At 25.4% G+C, this 15,743-nt stretch carries 10 protein-coding genes; 9 read left to right on the forward strand and 1 reads right to left on the reverse strand.

The genetic code is table 11. The features are described 5' to 3' along the window. Nucleotides 1-13 precede the first annotated feature (13 nt). The 6 genes from rpoB to tuf all read left to right on the forward strand — a co-directional run bounded on the left by rpoB (nt 14) and on the right by tuf (nt 12,368). A complete protein-coding gene (gene rpoB / locus ATP_RS02140; protein ID WP_012504536.1) occupies nt 14-3,835 on the forward strand; it encodes a DNA-directed RNA polymerase subunit beta in 3,822 nt (1,273 codons plus the stop codon). Continuing rightward, the gene (rpoC, locus tag ATP_RS02145) at nt 3,835-7,893 is read left to right on the forward strand and encodes a DNA-directed RNA polymerase subunit beta' (RefSeq protein ID WP_012504537.1); all 4,059 of its coding nucleotides are present in this window, start codon (nt 3,835-3,837) and stop codon (nt 7,891-7,893) included. Before rpoB ends, rpoC begins: the two co-directional genes overlap by 1 nt. Nucleotides 7,894-8,086: 193 nt before the next feature. After that, the gene (gene rpsL / locus ATP_RS02150) at nt 8,087-8,500 is read left to right on the forward strand and encodes a 30S ribosomal protein S12 (protein WP_012504538.1); all 414 of its coding nucleotides are present in this window, start codon (nt 8,087-8,089) and stop codon (nt 8,498-8,500) included. A 51-nt stretch (nt 8,501-8,551) separates the two neighbouring features. Beyond that, on the forward strand, nt 8,552-9,022 hold the full coding sequence (gene rpsG, locus ATP_RS02155; RefSeq protein WP_012504539.1) for a 30S ribosomal protein S7: 471 nt from the start codon (nt 8,552-8,554) through the stop codon (nt 9,020-9,022). Between the two features lie 35 nt (nt 9,023-9,057). Then, nucleotides 9,058-11,124 carry an elongation factor G gene (gene fusA / locus ATP_RS02160; RefSeq protein ID WP_012504540.1) on the forward strand — a complete coding sequence of 689 codons (2,067 nt, stop codon included), beginning with the start codon at nt 9,058-9,060 and terminating at the stop codon, nt 11,122-11,124. 65 nt (nt 11,125-11,189) lie between these two features. Continuing rightward, the gene (gene tuf, locus ATP_RS02165; protein WP_012504541.1) at nt 11,190-12,368 is read left to right on the forward strand and encodes an elongation factor Tu; all 1,179 of its coding nucleotides are present in this window, start codon (nt 11,190-11,192) and stop codon (nt 12,366-12,368) included. 51 nt (nt 12,369-12,419) lie between these two features. Here the strand turns inward: tuf and ATP_RS02170 are convergent, their stop codons facing one another. Beyond that, a complete protein-coding gene (locus ATP_RS02170; RefSeq protein ID WP_012504542.1) occupies nt 12,420-13,238 on the reverse strand; it encodes an alpha/beta hydrolase in 819 nt (272 codons plus the stop codon). Nucleotides 13,239-13,902: 664 nt separating this feature from the next. Here ATP_RS02170 and ATP_RS02175 point away from each other — a divergent pair. From ATP_RS02175 to ATP_RS02185, 3 genes are all read left to right on the forward strand, one after another. Continuing rightward, nucleotides 13,903-14,718, forward strand: coding sequence for a sigma-70 family RNA polymerase sigma factor (locus tag ATP_RS02175; RefSeq protein WP_012504543.1), 816 nt, complete (start codon nt 13,903-13,905; stop codon nt 14,716-14,718). Nucleotides 14,719-14,891: 173 nt separating this feature from the next. Continuing rightward, on the forward strand, nt 14,892-15,200 hold the full coding sequence (locus ATP_RS02180) for a single-stranded DNA-binding protein (protein ID WP_012504544.1): 309 nt from the start codon (nt 14,892-14,894) through the stop codon (nt 15,198-15,200). 29 nt (nt 15,201-15,229) lie between these two features. Further along, nucleotides 15,230-15,610 carry a hypothetical protein gene (locus ATP_RS02185; protein WP_012504545.1) on the forward strand — a complete coding sequence of 127 codons (381 nt, stop codon included), beginning with the start codon at nt 15,230-15,232 and terminating at the stop codon, nt 15,608-15,610. The last annotated feature ends 133 nt before the right edge of the window (nt 15,611-15,743 follow it).

Genomic DNA, 15,743 nt, shown 5'->3' on the forward strand with positions numbered 1-15,743 from the left:
GAGTTTTTTATATATGGAATATCGTAATATTAAATACGGCACAAAAACTGAACGTCGTAATTATTCAAAAATGAATTACGATATTGAATTACCAAATTTAATTGAAATTCAAACTAAATCTTTTGAATTATTTTTAAAAGAAGGCATTAAAAAAATATTAAAAGATATTTCTCCGATTGAAAGTAATAATGGTGATTTAAAATTATATTTTGATGATTTTTATTTAGATAAACCTAAATACAACATTGAAGAGGCCAAAAACAGAGATATTACTTATTATGCGCAGTTATTCGCTAAAGCGAGATTAGAAAATGTTTTAACTAAAGAAATTAAAGAAAGTAATATTTTAATTACAGAATTACCATTAATAACTCCCTCTGGAACTTTTATTATCAATGGAACTGAAAGAGTAGTAATTTCCCAAATTGTTCGTTCTTCAGGTATTTATTTTACTAAAAAATTTGATTCTAAAATACGTTATTTAGCTCAATTAATTCCTACTCGTGGTGCTTGGATTGAATATGAGCAAAGCAATAAAGATTTTTTATATGCTAAACTTGATCGTTCTAAAAAAATTCCCTTAAATAAATTTATTTGTTGTTTAGGTTTTGATACTAAAGAAAAAATTGAGTCTACTTTTGGATATAATAAATTTTTAGATTTATCTTTAAAAAAGGATCAAATTTTAAATATTAATGAAGCTATTATTGAATTACATTCTAAATTACATAGAGGTGAAAAAGTACCGGTTGATGTTGCAAGAGAGTTTATTTTTTCTAAATTATTTTATGCTAAAAAATATGATTTATTAGCTGTAGGAAGATATAAATTTAATCAAAAATTAGATGTTTTAAAACGTATTAAAAATACTTATTTAGCTAAAGATTTAATAGATCCAGAAACTAATGAAATATTTTTATCAAAGAAAACTTTTTTGAATGAAGAAATAATTGAAAAATTAAAAAATAAACGTAATTGTTTTACTTTTGAATTGGTTAATGCTGATAATAATTTAGAAAATGAAATTAATGAAGAAATATTAACTTATGCTAATTATAATAAAGATAAAATTCTTGAATTATATATTAAAGACAATATTATTAATATAAAAACAGGAGAAATTTTAGTTGAAAAAGATACTTTAATAACAGAACAAGTTATGAATATTATTAGAAAAAACGGACAATTTATTCATGATAAAGTATCAAAATATTTTTTATGTAATAAAGATTTATATCAAAAACATAAAGAACGTAAAGGCGTTTTTAATGAAGTTTTAGAAGTTTATATTTTAGATAATTTAGGGAATCCTAAACCAACTATTAAAGTTATTGGTAATATACAATCAGAAAATAACAAACAACATATTACTGTATCTGATATTATTGCAAGCATTAGTTATTATTTAAATCTTTATGAAGATATCGGCAAAACTGATGATATTGATCATTTAGGTAATCGTCGTTTACGTTTAATTGGAGAACTTTTAACTAATCAATTTCGATTAGGTTTAATTATTTCTGAAAAAAATATTAAAGATAAAATGTCTATTAGTAAATTTAATAATATCACAGTTAATAGTTTAGTTAATTTTACTTCGCTTTCTGCTATTATAAAAACTTTTTTTAATAGTTCTCGTTTATCTCATTTTATGGATCAAATTAATCCTTTAGCAGAATTAACTCAAAAAAGAAGGGTTTCGGCTTTAGGTACGGGTGGTATTGATCGTGATCGAGCAGGAATTGAAATTAGAGATATTAATAATTCTCATTATGCTAAATTATGTCCAATTGAAACTCCCGAAGGACCTTCTATTGGACTGATTGCCTCTTTATCTACTTATGCTCGAGTAGATAAGTATTGTTTTATTCAAACTCCTTATTTAAAGGTCATAAAAAATGAACAAGGGCAACCTAAGGTTTCCGAACATATTGATTATTTAACAGCAGATCAAGAAGAAAAAGAAGTAATTGCTTCAGTTACTTATTTAAATTCTGATAATACTTTTAAAGAAAAAAAAATTATTGCCAGAAAAAATGGTGAAACAGGCTTACACGAAATAGACAAGATAACTTATATTGATGTTTCACCTAAACAAATTGTTTCTGTAGCTACTTCGTCTATTCCGTTTTTAGAACATAACGATGCTTCTCGTGCTTTAATGGGTGCCAATATGCAAAGACAAGCAGTTCCTCTTTTAATTCCTGAATCACCTATTGTAGGCACTGGCATTGAACATAGAATTGCTAAAGACTCAGGATGTTTAATATTGGCTAAAAATAGTGGTTATGTAACTTATGCTGATGCTCAAAAAATTGTAATTACAGAAAAACCTAAAAAAACTATTACAATTAATAATGAAGTGATTTATAAAAATGAAGAAGAATTTAATTATGAAAAAGCTAAAATTTTACATAAAAAAAATGTTTTTAGTTGTCAAACAGAATATAAATTAATTAATTTTGCTAAATCTAACCAAGATACTTTAATTTTACAAAAACCATTGGTTTTAGATGGTGATTTTGTAAATAAAAATGATATTATTACTGATGGTCCGGCCACCCATAAAGAAGAATTAGCACTGGGTAGAAATGTTACAGTAGCTTTTATGACTTGGGAAGGTTATAATTACGAAGATGCTATTATTATATCTGAAGATTTAGTAAAAAATGATATTTATACTTCGGTTCATATTGATAAATATGAAATTCAAACAAGAGAATTAAAAAAAGGCGCTGGAGTAGAACAAATTACTAGAGAAGTTCCTAACGTAAGTGCTGAAGCAATCAAAAATTTAGATGAAAGAGGAATTATTATTCCTGGTTCAGAAGTTAAAGAAGGAGATATTTTGGTTGGTAAGATTACTTCACAAGGTATGGTAGAACAAACTGCTTATGAGAGATTAATTAATGTTATTATTGGTGAAAAATCCAGAGAACATAAAGATTCTTCTTTAAGAGTTCCTTGTGGTGAAGGTGGTATTGTTCAAAGCGTTAAATATTTTTCTAAAGAAAATAATGATATTTTGCCACCCGAAGTAAACGAAAATATTCGTGTTTATATTGCTAAAAAAAGAAAAATTAAAGAAGGTGACAAAATTGCCGGTAGACATGGCAATAAAGGGGTAATTTCTTTAATATTGCCTAAAGAAGATTTACCTTATATGAAAGATGGCACTACTATAGATATTATTTTAAATCCTTTAGGTGTTCCAAGTAGAATGAACATTGGTCAAATCTTAGAAATGCATTTAGGAATTGCTGCTCAAAAACTTAATATTAAAGTTGCTACTCCTGTTTTTGATGGTGTTAATAATGATGATTTAAGAAAAATTATTAAAGAAGCAAAATTATCATTAGATGGCAAAATGACTTTATATGATGGTCGAACAGGAGAACCATTTGATAGTTCTATTTCTGTCGGAGTTATGTATATGATAAAATTGTCTCATATGGTAGAAGATAAATTACATTCTAGAAATATAGGTCCTTATACTCTTATGGCTCAACAACCCATGGGAGGTAGAAATCAAAATGGTGGACAAAGATTTGGAGAAATGGAAGTTTGGTCACTTTATGCTTATGGAGCTGCTAATTCTTTACAAGAAATTTTAACTATCAAAAGCGATGATATTATTGGACGTCAAAAAACTTATAGTGCTATTACAAACGGATTGCCACTTCCTAAACCTTCCATTCCAGAAAGTTTTAGGGTTTTTGCTAAAGAACTTCAAGCTTTAGGTTTATATGTTGAATTAATTAATTCTAAAACGAAAGAAAATGAAATATTAAAATCTTTAGTTGAAAACCAAAAGAAGGGTTCTAATAATAGATAATGATGTTAAAAAAAACAAAAATAAAAAATATTAATATTTCTGACCGAATTATTAATAAATTAAAACTTTTAGGAATTAATTATTTAGAAGAATTTAATACTTTTAATTTAGATGATTTAAAAAATTTATTAAAAGAAGATTTTGTTGATATTATTCCAATATTAAAAGAATATTCTTTACCTTCTGATTTTAAAAATTTACATTTAGAACAATCAGTTATAGAAAAACTTTATGAAAATGGTATCACAGATTTTAATTCTTTAATGTTAACTTCTAAAGATATTTTAAGTAAAATATTTTTTAATGATATGGATGCCATAGATAATTTAAATAATTTATTTATTTTATATAAATGTGATACTATTAAATTTTTTTCACAATCTAATAATGTATTGTCTAATTCTAAAAAAAGTAATTCTAATAGAAATTATCAACATTTTAAAATTCGTTTATCTTCAAGCGATGAAATTAGACAATGGTCTTATGGTGAAATTGTTAATTATGAAACTATTAATTATCGTACTTCAAAACCGGAAACTGGTGGTCTTTTTTGTCAAAAAATTTTTGGACCAGTAAAAGATTTTCAATGTATTTGTTCTAAAAAACAAATTGTTAACAAAGGACAAATTTGTTCAAGGTGTAATGTAGAATTTACCGAATCAAAAGTTAGAAGAGAAAGAATGGCTCATATTGAGCTCGCCACACCTGTAGTACATACTTGGTATTTTAATAACTCACCTAGTCGTTTATCTATTTTATTAGGTATTAAAGCAAAAGAAATTGAAGAAATAGTTTATTATATGTCTTATATTGTAATTGAACCTGGAAAATCTTCATTAAATAAAAAACAAATTATTTCTGAAATGGAATATAATAATTATTCTGAATATTTTAGTAATAGTTTTGTAGCTTTGACTGGAGCAAAAGCAATTAAAACAATGTTGCAAGCTTTAGATTTAGAAAAAAATATAAAAATTTTACGTAAAAATCTTAAAATAGTTCCTAAACCTAAAAGGAACGCCATTATCAAAAGGTTAAAGATTTTTGAAGATTTTAATAAATCAGAAAATAAACCAGAGTGGATGGTTATGGATGTTATTCCTGTACTTCCTTGTGGTTTAAGACAAATGGTTCCTTTAGATGGTGGTCGTTTTGCTACTACTGATTCAAATGATTTATACAGAAGAATTTTAAATCGTAATAGTCGTTTAAAAAAACAATTGCAACAAAAAGCACCTAAGTTAATTATTAAAAATGAAAAAAGAATGTTACAAGAGGCAGTGGATGCTTTGTTTGATAACACTAAACCTAATAAAAAAAATTATTCTAGTATTAATAGAAATAAAACTTTAAAACCTTTATCAGAAACATTAAGGGGTAAAACTGGTCGTTTTCGTCAAAATCTTTTAGGCAAGAGAGTTGATTATTCTGGACGTTCAGTAATTATAGTTGATCCTTATTTAAAGATGCATCAATGCGGTATTCCAAGACAAATGGCGGTAATTTTATTTAAACCTTTTGTTTTGAGAAAATTACAAGAACAAGGTATTGACAAAACTAACATTGTCCATGTTTATGATAAAATGGATGAACAAGTATGGAAAGCTTTAGAAGAAGTGGTAAAAGAACATCCAGTATTATTAAATAGAGCGCCAACTTTGCATCGTTTAGGAATACAAGCTTTTGAACCAAAATTAATAGATGGTAAAGCAATTCGTTTACATCCTTTAGTAACGCCAGCTTTTAATGCTGATTTTGATGGTGATCAAATGGCAGTATATTTACCTCTTTCTTTAGAAGCACAAGCGGAAGCTCGTTTATTAATGTTAATGTCTAATAATATTTTAGATCCTAAAAACGGTAATCCTGTTGTAACTCCATCACAAGATATGGTTTTAGGTAATTATTATTTAACTATTGAAGAAAAAAAAAGCCGTATTCTAGAGGGTGGTTTTAATATTGAACAAAAAAATAAAGAACATCAATATAAACATCGTAAAGAAGGTAAATTTTTTAATAATTTACAAGAAGCTGAAATTGCTTTTGAGAAAAAAGAAATTGCTTTACATACAAGAATAGTGATTAAACCAAGCGGTATTACATCTAGTTTTACAGATGAACAAAAAGAAAAATATTTAGTTACTACTTTAGGTAAAATGATTTTTAATAATATTTTACCTTCAAATTTTCCTTATATTAATGAACCTACTAAATATAATTTAGAAATTCAAACTCCTGATTGTTATTTTATTAATAGGGGCATTGATCCAAAAACAGTTTTAAATGATATTCCAATTCCAAGTCCTTTTAAAAAGAAATTTTTATCTATGGTAATTAATATATTTTTTAAAAAGATGCCAATTATCGAGACTTCTAAAATGTTAGATGATATTAAATCTTTAGGTTTTAAATATTCTACACTTGCGGGTATTACCATTTCTTTTGAAGATATCAATATTTATTCAAAAAAGAAAGAATTATTACAAAAAAAAGAAAAAAATATTATTAAAATCGAAGAATGGTATGAAGACGGTCTTTTAACTAGTTATGAACGTAAAAATTTAGTTATTAAAGAATGGAAAGAAGTTCGAGATCAGATTCAAGAAGGATTAATGAATGATTTAAAACAAGATAATCATGTATTTATGATGAGTGATAGTGGAGCACGTGGAAGTATTTCTAATTTTACTCAATTAATGGGTATGAGAGGTTTAATGAACAATCCTAAAGGTGAAATTATTGAAGTTCCGGTAAAGACTTCTTTTATAGAAGGATTAACTGTATCAGAATTTTTTATTTCTACTCATGGGGCTCGTAAAGGCTCAACTGATACTGCTTTAAAAACAGCTGAATCTGGATATTTAACTCGTCGTTTGGTAGATGTTGCACAAGATATTATTATAATTAAAGATGATTGTGGAAGTGAATTAGGTTTTAATGTTGAAGCTATTAAAAATGATGGTAAAGAGATTATATCTTTACGTGACCGCATATTAGGTCGTTTTTTAAGTAAAGATATTTTACATCCTCAAAGTAAAAAAATTATTTTTTATAGAAATCAATTAGTAAATGAAGATATTTGTAATAAAATTATTGATTTAGGTATTGGAAAAGTAGAAATCAGAAGTATTTTAAATTGTAATTGCCCACGTGGAGTTTGTATTAAAGATTATGGTATAAATTTAGCAACTAATAAACTAGTAGAAATAGGCGAAGCAGTAGGAGTTATCGCTGCTCAATCTATTGGTGAACCAGGTACACAATTAACTATGAGAACTTTTCATACCGGTGGTGTTGCTTCAGTTTCTGATATTACTCAAGGTTTACCAAGAATTCAAGAATTATTTGAAGTAAGAAAACCTAAAGGGAAAGCTATTATTAGTGAGTTGAAAGGTAAAGTTAAAAATATTGAAAAAATAAGAACTTTAAATCCTGAAATTGTAATTTTATCTGATGATGAAGAACAAGAAATACGTTATATTGCGGATGCTAACTCTGAAATTTTAGTTTCTAAAGGTATGAAAATAAAATCTGGTCAAAAATTGACTTCTGGTTCTATTGATTTAAAAGAATTATTAAGAGCTACAAACATTGTAGAAACTCAAAAATATATTTTAGAAGAAGTTCAAAGTGTTTATCGAGCGCAAAATGTATCTATTAGTGATAAACATATTGAAATTATAATTCATAAAATGTTAACTCATTTACTAATAATTTATGAAGGAGACACTGACTTATTACCAGGTTCAGAAATTAATATTCAAAAATTTAAAAAAACTAATCTTGAAATGTTAAAACAAAATAAATCTTTAGCTGCTGGAAAACCGATATTATTAGGTATTACAAGTTCTTCTTTAAAAAGTGAATCTTTTTTATCTGCAGCATCTTTCCAAACTGCTACTAAAATTTTAATTGATGCAGCTATTAGAGGTCAAGTTGATCGTTTAGAAGGTTTAAAAGAAAATGTTATTGTAGGTGGTTTAATACCTGCTGGAACTGGTATTTTAGAAACTTCTAGTTTTGAATACAAAACTTCAAATCCTATAAAAGATAATTAACAAATATAATTACAATTTTTAAAAAAATAAAAAAAATTTAATTTTTTAAATATATTTTATTTTTATATTTTTTAAGATTAAATTATTGACTTTTTTTTAATAAATAGTTATAATTACATATAATTATAATGATTAAAATTATACAATTCTAAATTTAAGGTTAAAAATATTAAATTTCAGAAAGGAGAATTTTGTGCCTACTATTTCACAATTAATTAGAAAAAGACGAGTTGATAAAATTGTTAAAACTAAAGCGCCTGCTTTAAGTTATGGTTTTAATAATTTAAAAAATAAAGTTCAAAAATATAAATCTCCTCAAAAAAGTGGAGTTTGTATTCGTGTAACGACAATGACACCTAAAAAACCTAATTCCGCTTTACGTAAATATGCTAGAGTTCGTTTAAGCAATGGTACAGAGGTGAATGCTTATATTCCAGGAATTGGACACACTTTGCAAGAACATAGTGTAGTTTTAATACGTGGTGGTCGTGTTAAAGATTTACCTGGTGTACGTTATCATATAATTAGAGGAATATTAGATGCTAAGGGCGTTATTAATCGTAAACAAAGTCGTTCTAAATATGGTTCTAAGAAAAATAAAAATTAAAAGTTATTAAAAATTTAAAGACAAAAAAGAAAATAGGTGAATAAACTTAATATGCCACGTAAGAAAAGTATAAATAAACGCGATGTTTTACCTGATGTTTTTTATAATTCTAAGTTAGTTACTAAAACTATTAATACTATTATGAAAGATGGTAAAAAAGCAACTGCTCAAGCTATTTTATATGGAGCTTTTAATAAAGTAAAAGAAATTACTCAACGTGAACCTATAATTGTTTTTGATGAAGCTTTAAAAAACATTATGCCTGAATTAGAAGTACGTTCTAGACGTATAGGTGGGCAAAAATATCAAATTCCTTCTGAAGTTCGTCCTGAAAGAAAACAATCTTTAGGTTTAAGATGGTTAGTACAATTTGCTCAAAAACGTAATGAAAAAACAATGCAACAAAAACTTGCCAAAGAAATTATTGATGCTGCTTCTGGAAATGGTTTAGCAGTAAAAAAAAGAGAAGAAATACATCGCATGGCTGAGGCTAATAAATCTTTTGCTCATTATCGTTGGTAATTTATATATAAGTAATTTAAACTAAGGAGAAAAAAATGCCTCGTAAATTTCCTTTGGAAAAAACACGTAACATTGGTATTATGGCTCATATTGACGCAGGAAAAACTACCACAACAGAAAGAATTTTGTTTCATACTGGTAAAATTCATAAAATTGGTGAAACTCACGATGGTGATTCACAAATGGATTGGATGAAACAAGAACAAGAAAGAGGAATAACTATTACTTCTGCGGCAACTACTGCTTTTTGGAAAGAACACAGAATTAATATTATTGATACTCCGGGTCATGTTGATTTTACTGTTGAGGTTTCGAGATCATTAAGAGTTTTAGATGGTGCGGTAGCAGTAATAGATGCTAAAGCTGGCGTTGAACCTCAAACAGAAACTGTTTGGCGTCAAGCTACTGAATATAAAGTGCCCAGAATTATTTTTGTTAATAAAATGGATAAGATTGGTGCTAGTTTTGATTATGCTGTTAAAACTTTGTATCAAAGACTAGGCATCAATGCTTCTCCTATTCAATTACCTATAGGTTCCGAAAATGAATTTAAAGGTATAGTTGATTTATTAGAAATGACTGGGGTTGAATTTTTAGGTACTTCAGATGAAAAATTTAAAACTATTGAAATTCCTGAATATATGAAAGAATTAGCTCAAAATAAAAGAATAGAATTAATTGAAAAAATGGCTAATTATGATGAAGAGTTAATGATGGATTATTTGAATGGTAAAGAAATTACTGTCGAAAAATTAAAAAATGTGATCAGGCAAGCCACTTTAAAAGCTGATTTTTTTCCAGTTTTATGTGGATCAGCTTTTAAAAACAAAGGAGTTAAGAAAATATTAGATGCTATTATTGATTATTTACCTTCTCCAATGGATGTTTCTTCGATAGTAGGTTGTAATTTTGAAAATAAAGAAATTATTAGAAAAACCTCAGATAATGAACCTTTCACTGCTTTAGCTTTTAAAGTAATGACTGATCCTTATGTAGGTAAATTAACTTTTTTTCGTGTTTACGCTGGTACAATTAAAACAGGCTCTTATGTAACTAACGCTACTAAACAAGTTAAAGAACGCTTAGGACGCTTGTTACAAATGCATGCTAATTCTAGAGAAGAAATTAAGGAAGTATATGCAGGCGATATTGTTGCTGCGGTAGGTTTAAAAAATACTACAACCGGTGATACTTTAACTTCAATAAACGATGATATTATTTTGGAATCTATGAATTTTCCTGAGCCAGTAATAGAGATTGCTATTGAACCAAAAACTAAAGCTGATCAAGATAAAATTGGAATTGCTTTATCTAAATTATCTGAAGAGGATCCTACTTTTAAAATTTATACTAATCGTGAAACTGGTCAAACTATTATAGCAGGCATGGGTGAATTACATTTAGAAATTATTTTAGATCGTTTAAAAACTGAATTTAAAGTAGAAGCTAATGTAAATCAACCTCAAGTAGCTTATCGTGAAACTTTAACAAAAATTTCTACTACAGAAGGAAAATTTATTCGTCAGTCAGGCGGAAGAGGTCAATATGGCCATGTTATCATTCGCTTTGAACCTAATTCAGATAAAGGTAACGAATTTATTAATAAAATTGTAGGTGGAGTTATTCCTAAAGAATATATTCCAGCAGTTAAAAAAGGTTTAGAAGAGTCTTTATCAAATGGTATTTTGGCCGGTTTTCCTTTGATAGATGTGAAAGCAACTTTAATTGATGGTTCATATCATGATGTAGATTCTTCTGAAATAGCTTTTAAAATTGCTGCTTCTATGGCATTAAAACAAACTAAAAATGAAGGCAATCTTGTTATTTTAGAACCTATTATGGAAGTTGAAATTATTACTCCTAATGATTATATTGGAAATGTCATTGGTGATTTAACTTCTAGAAGAGGAAAATTAGAAAATCAAGATTCTAGAGAAAATACTGTTATCATTAAAGCATTAGTTCCTCTTTCCGAAATGTTTGGTTATGCTACTATTTTACGTTCTAATACTCAAGGTAGAGCCAGTTTTATTATGCAATTTTTAAAATATGAAAGAGCACCTAAAAATATTGCTGAAGAAATTATTAAAAAACGCAATTGAATTATAAAAATATATTAAAATAAATATGATTAAAAAATAATTTTAAAAAGGAGATTTAAATAAAGATGTCTAGTAAAGTATTTTTAAGAGATAAAGTGCATGTTAATGTAGGAACTATTGGTCATGTTGATCATGGAAAAACTACTTTGACTGCTGCTATTACTAAAATTTTATCAACAAAAGGCTTAGCAGAAAATAAATCATATGATCAAATTGATAAAACTAAAGAAGAAAAAGAACGTGGTATAACTATTAACACTACCCATGTTTCTTATGAAACTGAAAAAAGGCATTATGCTCATGTTGATTGTCCTGGACACGCTGATTATGTTAAAAATATGATTACGGGTGCTGCGCAAATGGACGCTGGTATTTTAGTTGTTTCAGCTTATCATGGAGTAATGCCTCAAACTCGTGAACATGTTTTGTTAGCTGGACAAGTTGGTATCTCTAAATTGATAGTATTTTTAAATAAATGTGATTTAGTTAAAGAAGAAGAATGGATTCATTTAGTAGAAATGGAAGTTCGTGAATTATTAAACGAATATAAATTTGATGGTGATAAAACTCCTTTTGTTAGAGGTTCAGCTTTAAAAGCTTTAGAAGGCACAGATGTTGAAGGTATCAATAAATTATTAGAAGTTTTAGATGAATATATTGAAGATCCAATTCGTGATGTAGAAAAACCATTTTTAATGCCGGTTGAAGGAGTTCATACTATTACTGGTCGTGGAACTGTTGCTACTGGTCGTGTAGAAAGAGGAAAAATTAAGATTAGTGAAGAAGTTGAAATTATTGGTTTAAAAGAAACTAAAAAAGCTATTATTACTGGTCTTGAAATGTTTAAAAAAGAATTAGATTTTGCTCAAGCTGGTGATAATGTTGGTATTTTATTACGCGGTATTACTCGTGATCAAATTGAAAGAGGTCAAGTTTTAGCTAAACCAGGTTCTTTAAATGCTTATCATAAATTTTTGTCTCAAGTTTATATTTTGACTCAACAAGAAGGTGGACGTCATACTGCATTTTTTTCTAATTACAGACCACAATTTTATTTTCGTACTACAGATGTTACTGGTTTCATTAAATTAAAAAAAGATGTTAAAATGGTATTACCAGGTGATAGAACAGAACTTATTGTTGAATTAAATCATCCAATCGCTATTGAAGCAGGCACTAAATTTTCTATTCGTGAAGGTGGACGCACAATAGGAGCTGGTACAGTAACTGAAATTATTGAATAAAAAAAAACTCTGTTAAAAAAATAACAGAGTTTTTTTTATTCAATTTTATTTTTAATTTATTTGTTTATTTAACCATTCTATAATGTCTAAATTTACTTGTTTATAATCTGAATCATTAAATAAATTGTGATCAGAATTTTCATATAATTTTATTTTTTTATTCACTGCAACTATTGTAAAAAAGTTTGTACTATTATCATACGGTACTATTGAATCTTTTTGACCGTGTAATACAAAAAATGGTACTTTATATTTATCTAAGTTTTCGTTTAAATAATTTATGCCTAAAATCATAATGTTTTGAATAAAATTTTGTGTTATTTTAATATTATTTTTTATTATTTTTAATTCATTATTGTTTTCTAAGTTTAAAAAATATGATTTGAAAATTGAAGTAGGTGTTGCAATATTAATAATTCCCTTAACATCATTATATTTTATAGCATAACAATTATTTAAAATCCCCCCTATAAAATTACCTAATAAAAAATTTGGTAATTTATTTTTGTTTTTTAAAAACATTAATATTTTTTGTAAATCTTTTAATAAAATTTCCAAATTATCATTATCTATTTTATTTTTAGAACTTTTATTATATCCTCTTATATCATATAAAAAAACATTATATTTATTTTTTTTTAATTCTTTAATTAAATTTTTATATTTTTGACAATTTTCTTCTATTTCGTTAGTTATAACTATATTTGCCTTAGCATTGTCAGCTTTTTTAAATTCATAGTAAATAATATCTTCTAAATTATCAGAATAAGCATAAATATTTAAAGAGAAAAAAAATAAATTTAAGTTAATTAATAAAATAAAACTTATAATTAAATAAAAATACTTATTTTTTAAATATTTTATTTTCAATATTAATGATGCTCCTTTTAATTTAATTATTTTTTTTAAATCAAAAAATAAAATTTGAAAATGATAAAATTAATTTATAAAATATCTAGTTTTTGTTTTATTTATTTTAATTTAAGAATTTTTATAAATTATTTTGTTCTTCTATTGTAATTATAACAATAGATACTTTAATTTTTTCATTATATCCACTATTTTTAATAAAATCTTTTTAAGTTTAAAATTTTTTTAAATTAATAAAAAAATGAACAAGTTTATTTTTATCTTTAAGAACGTCATTAGCATTTTTTTTAGTAAATATTGCTATTTTTATTGCAAGAATTTAAATTTAATTTTTGTTTTTTCAATTTATTAGAAAAAATTTCCCTAATTTGTTTTTTGTTTATCATTTATTAGTAATCTTTTATTTATTTTTTTATTTGTTATTTTAATATTTTAATTATTTTATTATAATTTTAATTTTATATGATTTATTTTTAATTCAGGAATTAAAATTTAAACATTGGTATATTATTAGTGCATCTTTATCCTTTAATAAAAATACATAGGTTTCGAATTTATAAATGGCGAACTGTTGCAAAACTTTAGACTTTTTTTAAAAATTAAATAATTTAACTATTTAGATCGATATTTATATCGATCTTTTTTTGTTTTTAAAAGGACAAAAATGTTAAATAAATTAAATACCGAACTGGAAATAAAAGTTCAAGCTTTTTTATTAGATTCACAAAATCTTAAATTACGAGATGAAATTTATGAATTATGTCAAAGACCACTTTTTAATATTGCTAAAAAATTTAAATTACCTCCAATGTTAGAACGTAACGATTTAATTCAAGAAGGTTATTTATGTTTAGAATATTCATTAGAAAAATATCAAGATAATTTAAGTAATTTTATCACTTTTTTTAGTAATCAAGCAAAAAAAACAATGCAAAAATTAATAAATAAAACAGTTGGTATTAAAAAACATGAAGCTGAATATAACAAATTAGCTATTCAATACAACAATGAAGATATCGAAGAAAAAGCAAGTAGTTGTAGTGAACGTTATTTTATTGATCCACATCAAGCATTAATGCAAGAAATTAAAGCTGAAAAAATCATAACTAAAATTAAATCAGCTAAATTAACTAAAAATGAATTACAAGTATTAGCATTAATAACAAATTTAAACATTAATCAAGGTACTCATGATGTATCTTTACCAGAATTAACTAATATCGAAATTGCAAATCAATTAAATTTAACAATTAGACAAGTAGAGAATTTTAAATATCAAATAATGAAAAAACTAAAAACCTATTTCAAAACTCAAATAATTACTGAAAACGATCACAATTATATTCGAATTTATACAATTAAAAATTGTTATCATCCTAAAACCAAATTATATAATTATCAACAAAAAAACTTAATTGCAATTATTATCAAAAAAAATGGTTTATGTTTTTTAACCACGAAATTTCATGATAGTTTGTAAATAATTCATTCTTGACCTTAACAAGTCATTAAACTGTTATAAATAAAAAATTCAATTAATAACTAAAAAAAGTATTCAAAAGAGTTCAACCAAACTTAATAGTGACTTTTCAATAATACTTTCTATTTAAATATTAATTAAATTATTTAAAAAATCATTTTAAAGGAGAAAATATGTTAAATCAAGTTATTTTAATTGGTAGAATTACTAAAGATATTGAATTAAAAACTTTTACTATTAAAAATGAAACTATTTCCAAAGTTAATTTTCAATTGGCAGTTAATAGTTCCAAAGATAAAGCAGATTTTATTTCTTGTATTAGTTTTCGAAAAATAGCTGAAAATATGCCAAAATTTTTAAAAAAAGGTTCAAAAATTGCAGTAATTGGTAAAATAAAAACTAATTTTTTTGAACGTGATGGTAAAAAGGAATCACGTACTTTTGTAATTGTTAACAATATCGAATTTTTAGATAATAAATAAAAAAAATAAAAAAAAGGAGTATTAAATTAATGAAAAAAACAATTTTAAAAGATCATAGTGAAGGTTTAGTAAGTTTTACTCATTATTTAGATGAAATTAATTTATTTGAAGCAAATCTTGAAGGTGAATTTCCTGATTCAGCTTTAGGAATTATTGCTAATTTAGAAGCAATTACCTATCTTTTAGATGATTTTAAGATTAATACTGGAGGTTTTGATTTTGTTCCAATTGATTATTCGACTACAACTGAATTTGATGATGTTGAAAAAATAACTGATAAATTAAATGCTAAACTTCGTGTTGCAATTAATCAAATTAAAGATGGTATTCAAACTTTACGCGAAATTGGTTCACATCTTGATGATTTAAATGAAAAATATGAAATTATTGATCCTGATGATGAAGAATAAATTAATTTAAATTTAAAATAAAAACTAAAAACACCATAATGGTGTTTTTTTTATTTTAAAAACAATTAATTGAGGTAATTTTAATGGCATTAATATTCGAAATTATTCATGTACTACATTTAATTTTTATTAT

The sequence above is a fragment of the Candidatus Phytoplasma mali genome (assembly GCF_000026205.1).
Taxonomy (GTDB): domain Bacteria; phylum Bacillota_I; class Bacilli_A; order Acholeplasmatales; family Acholeplasmataceae; genus Phytoplasma; species Phytoplasma mali.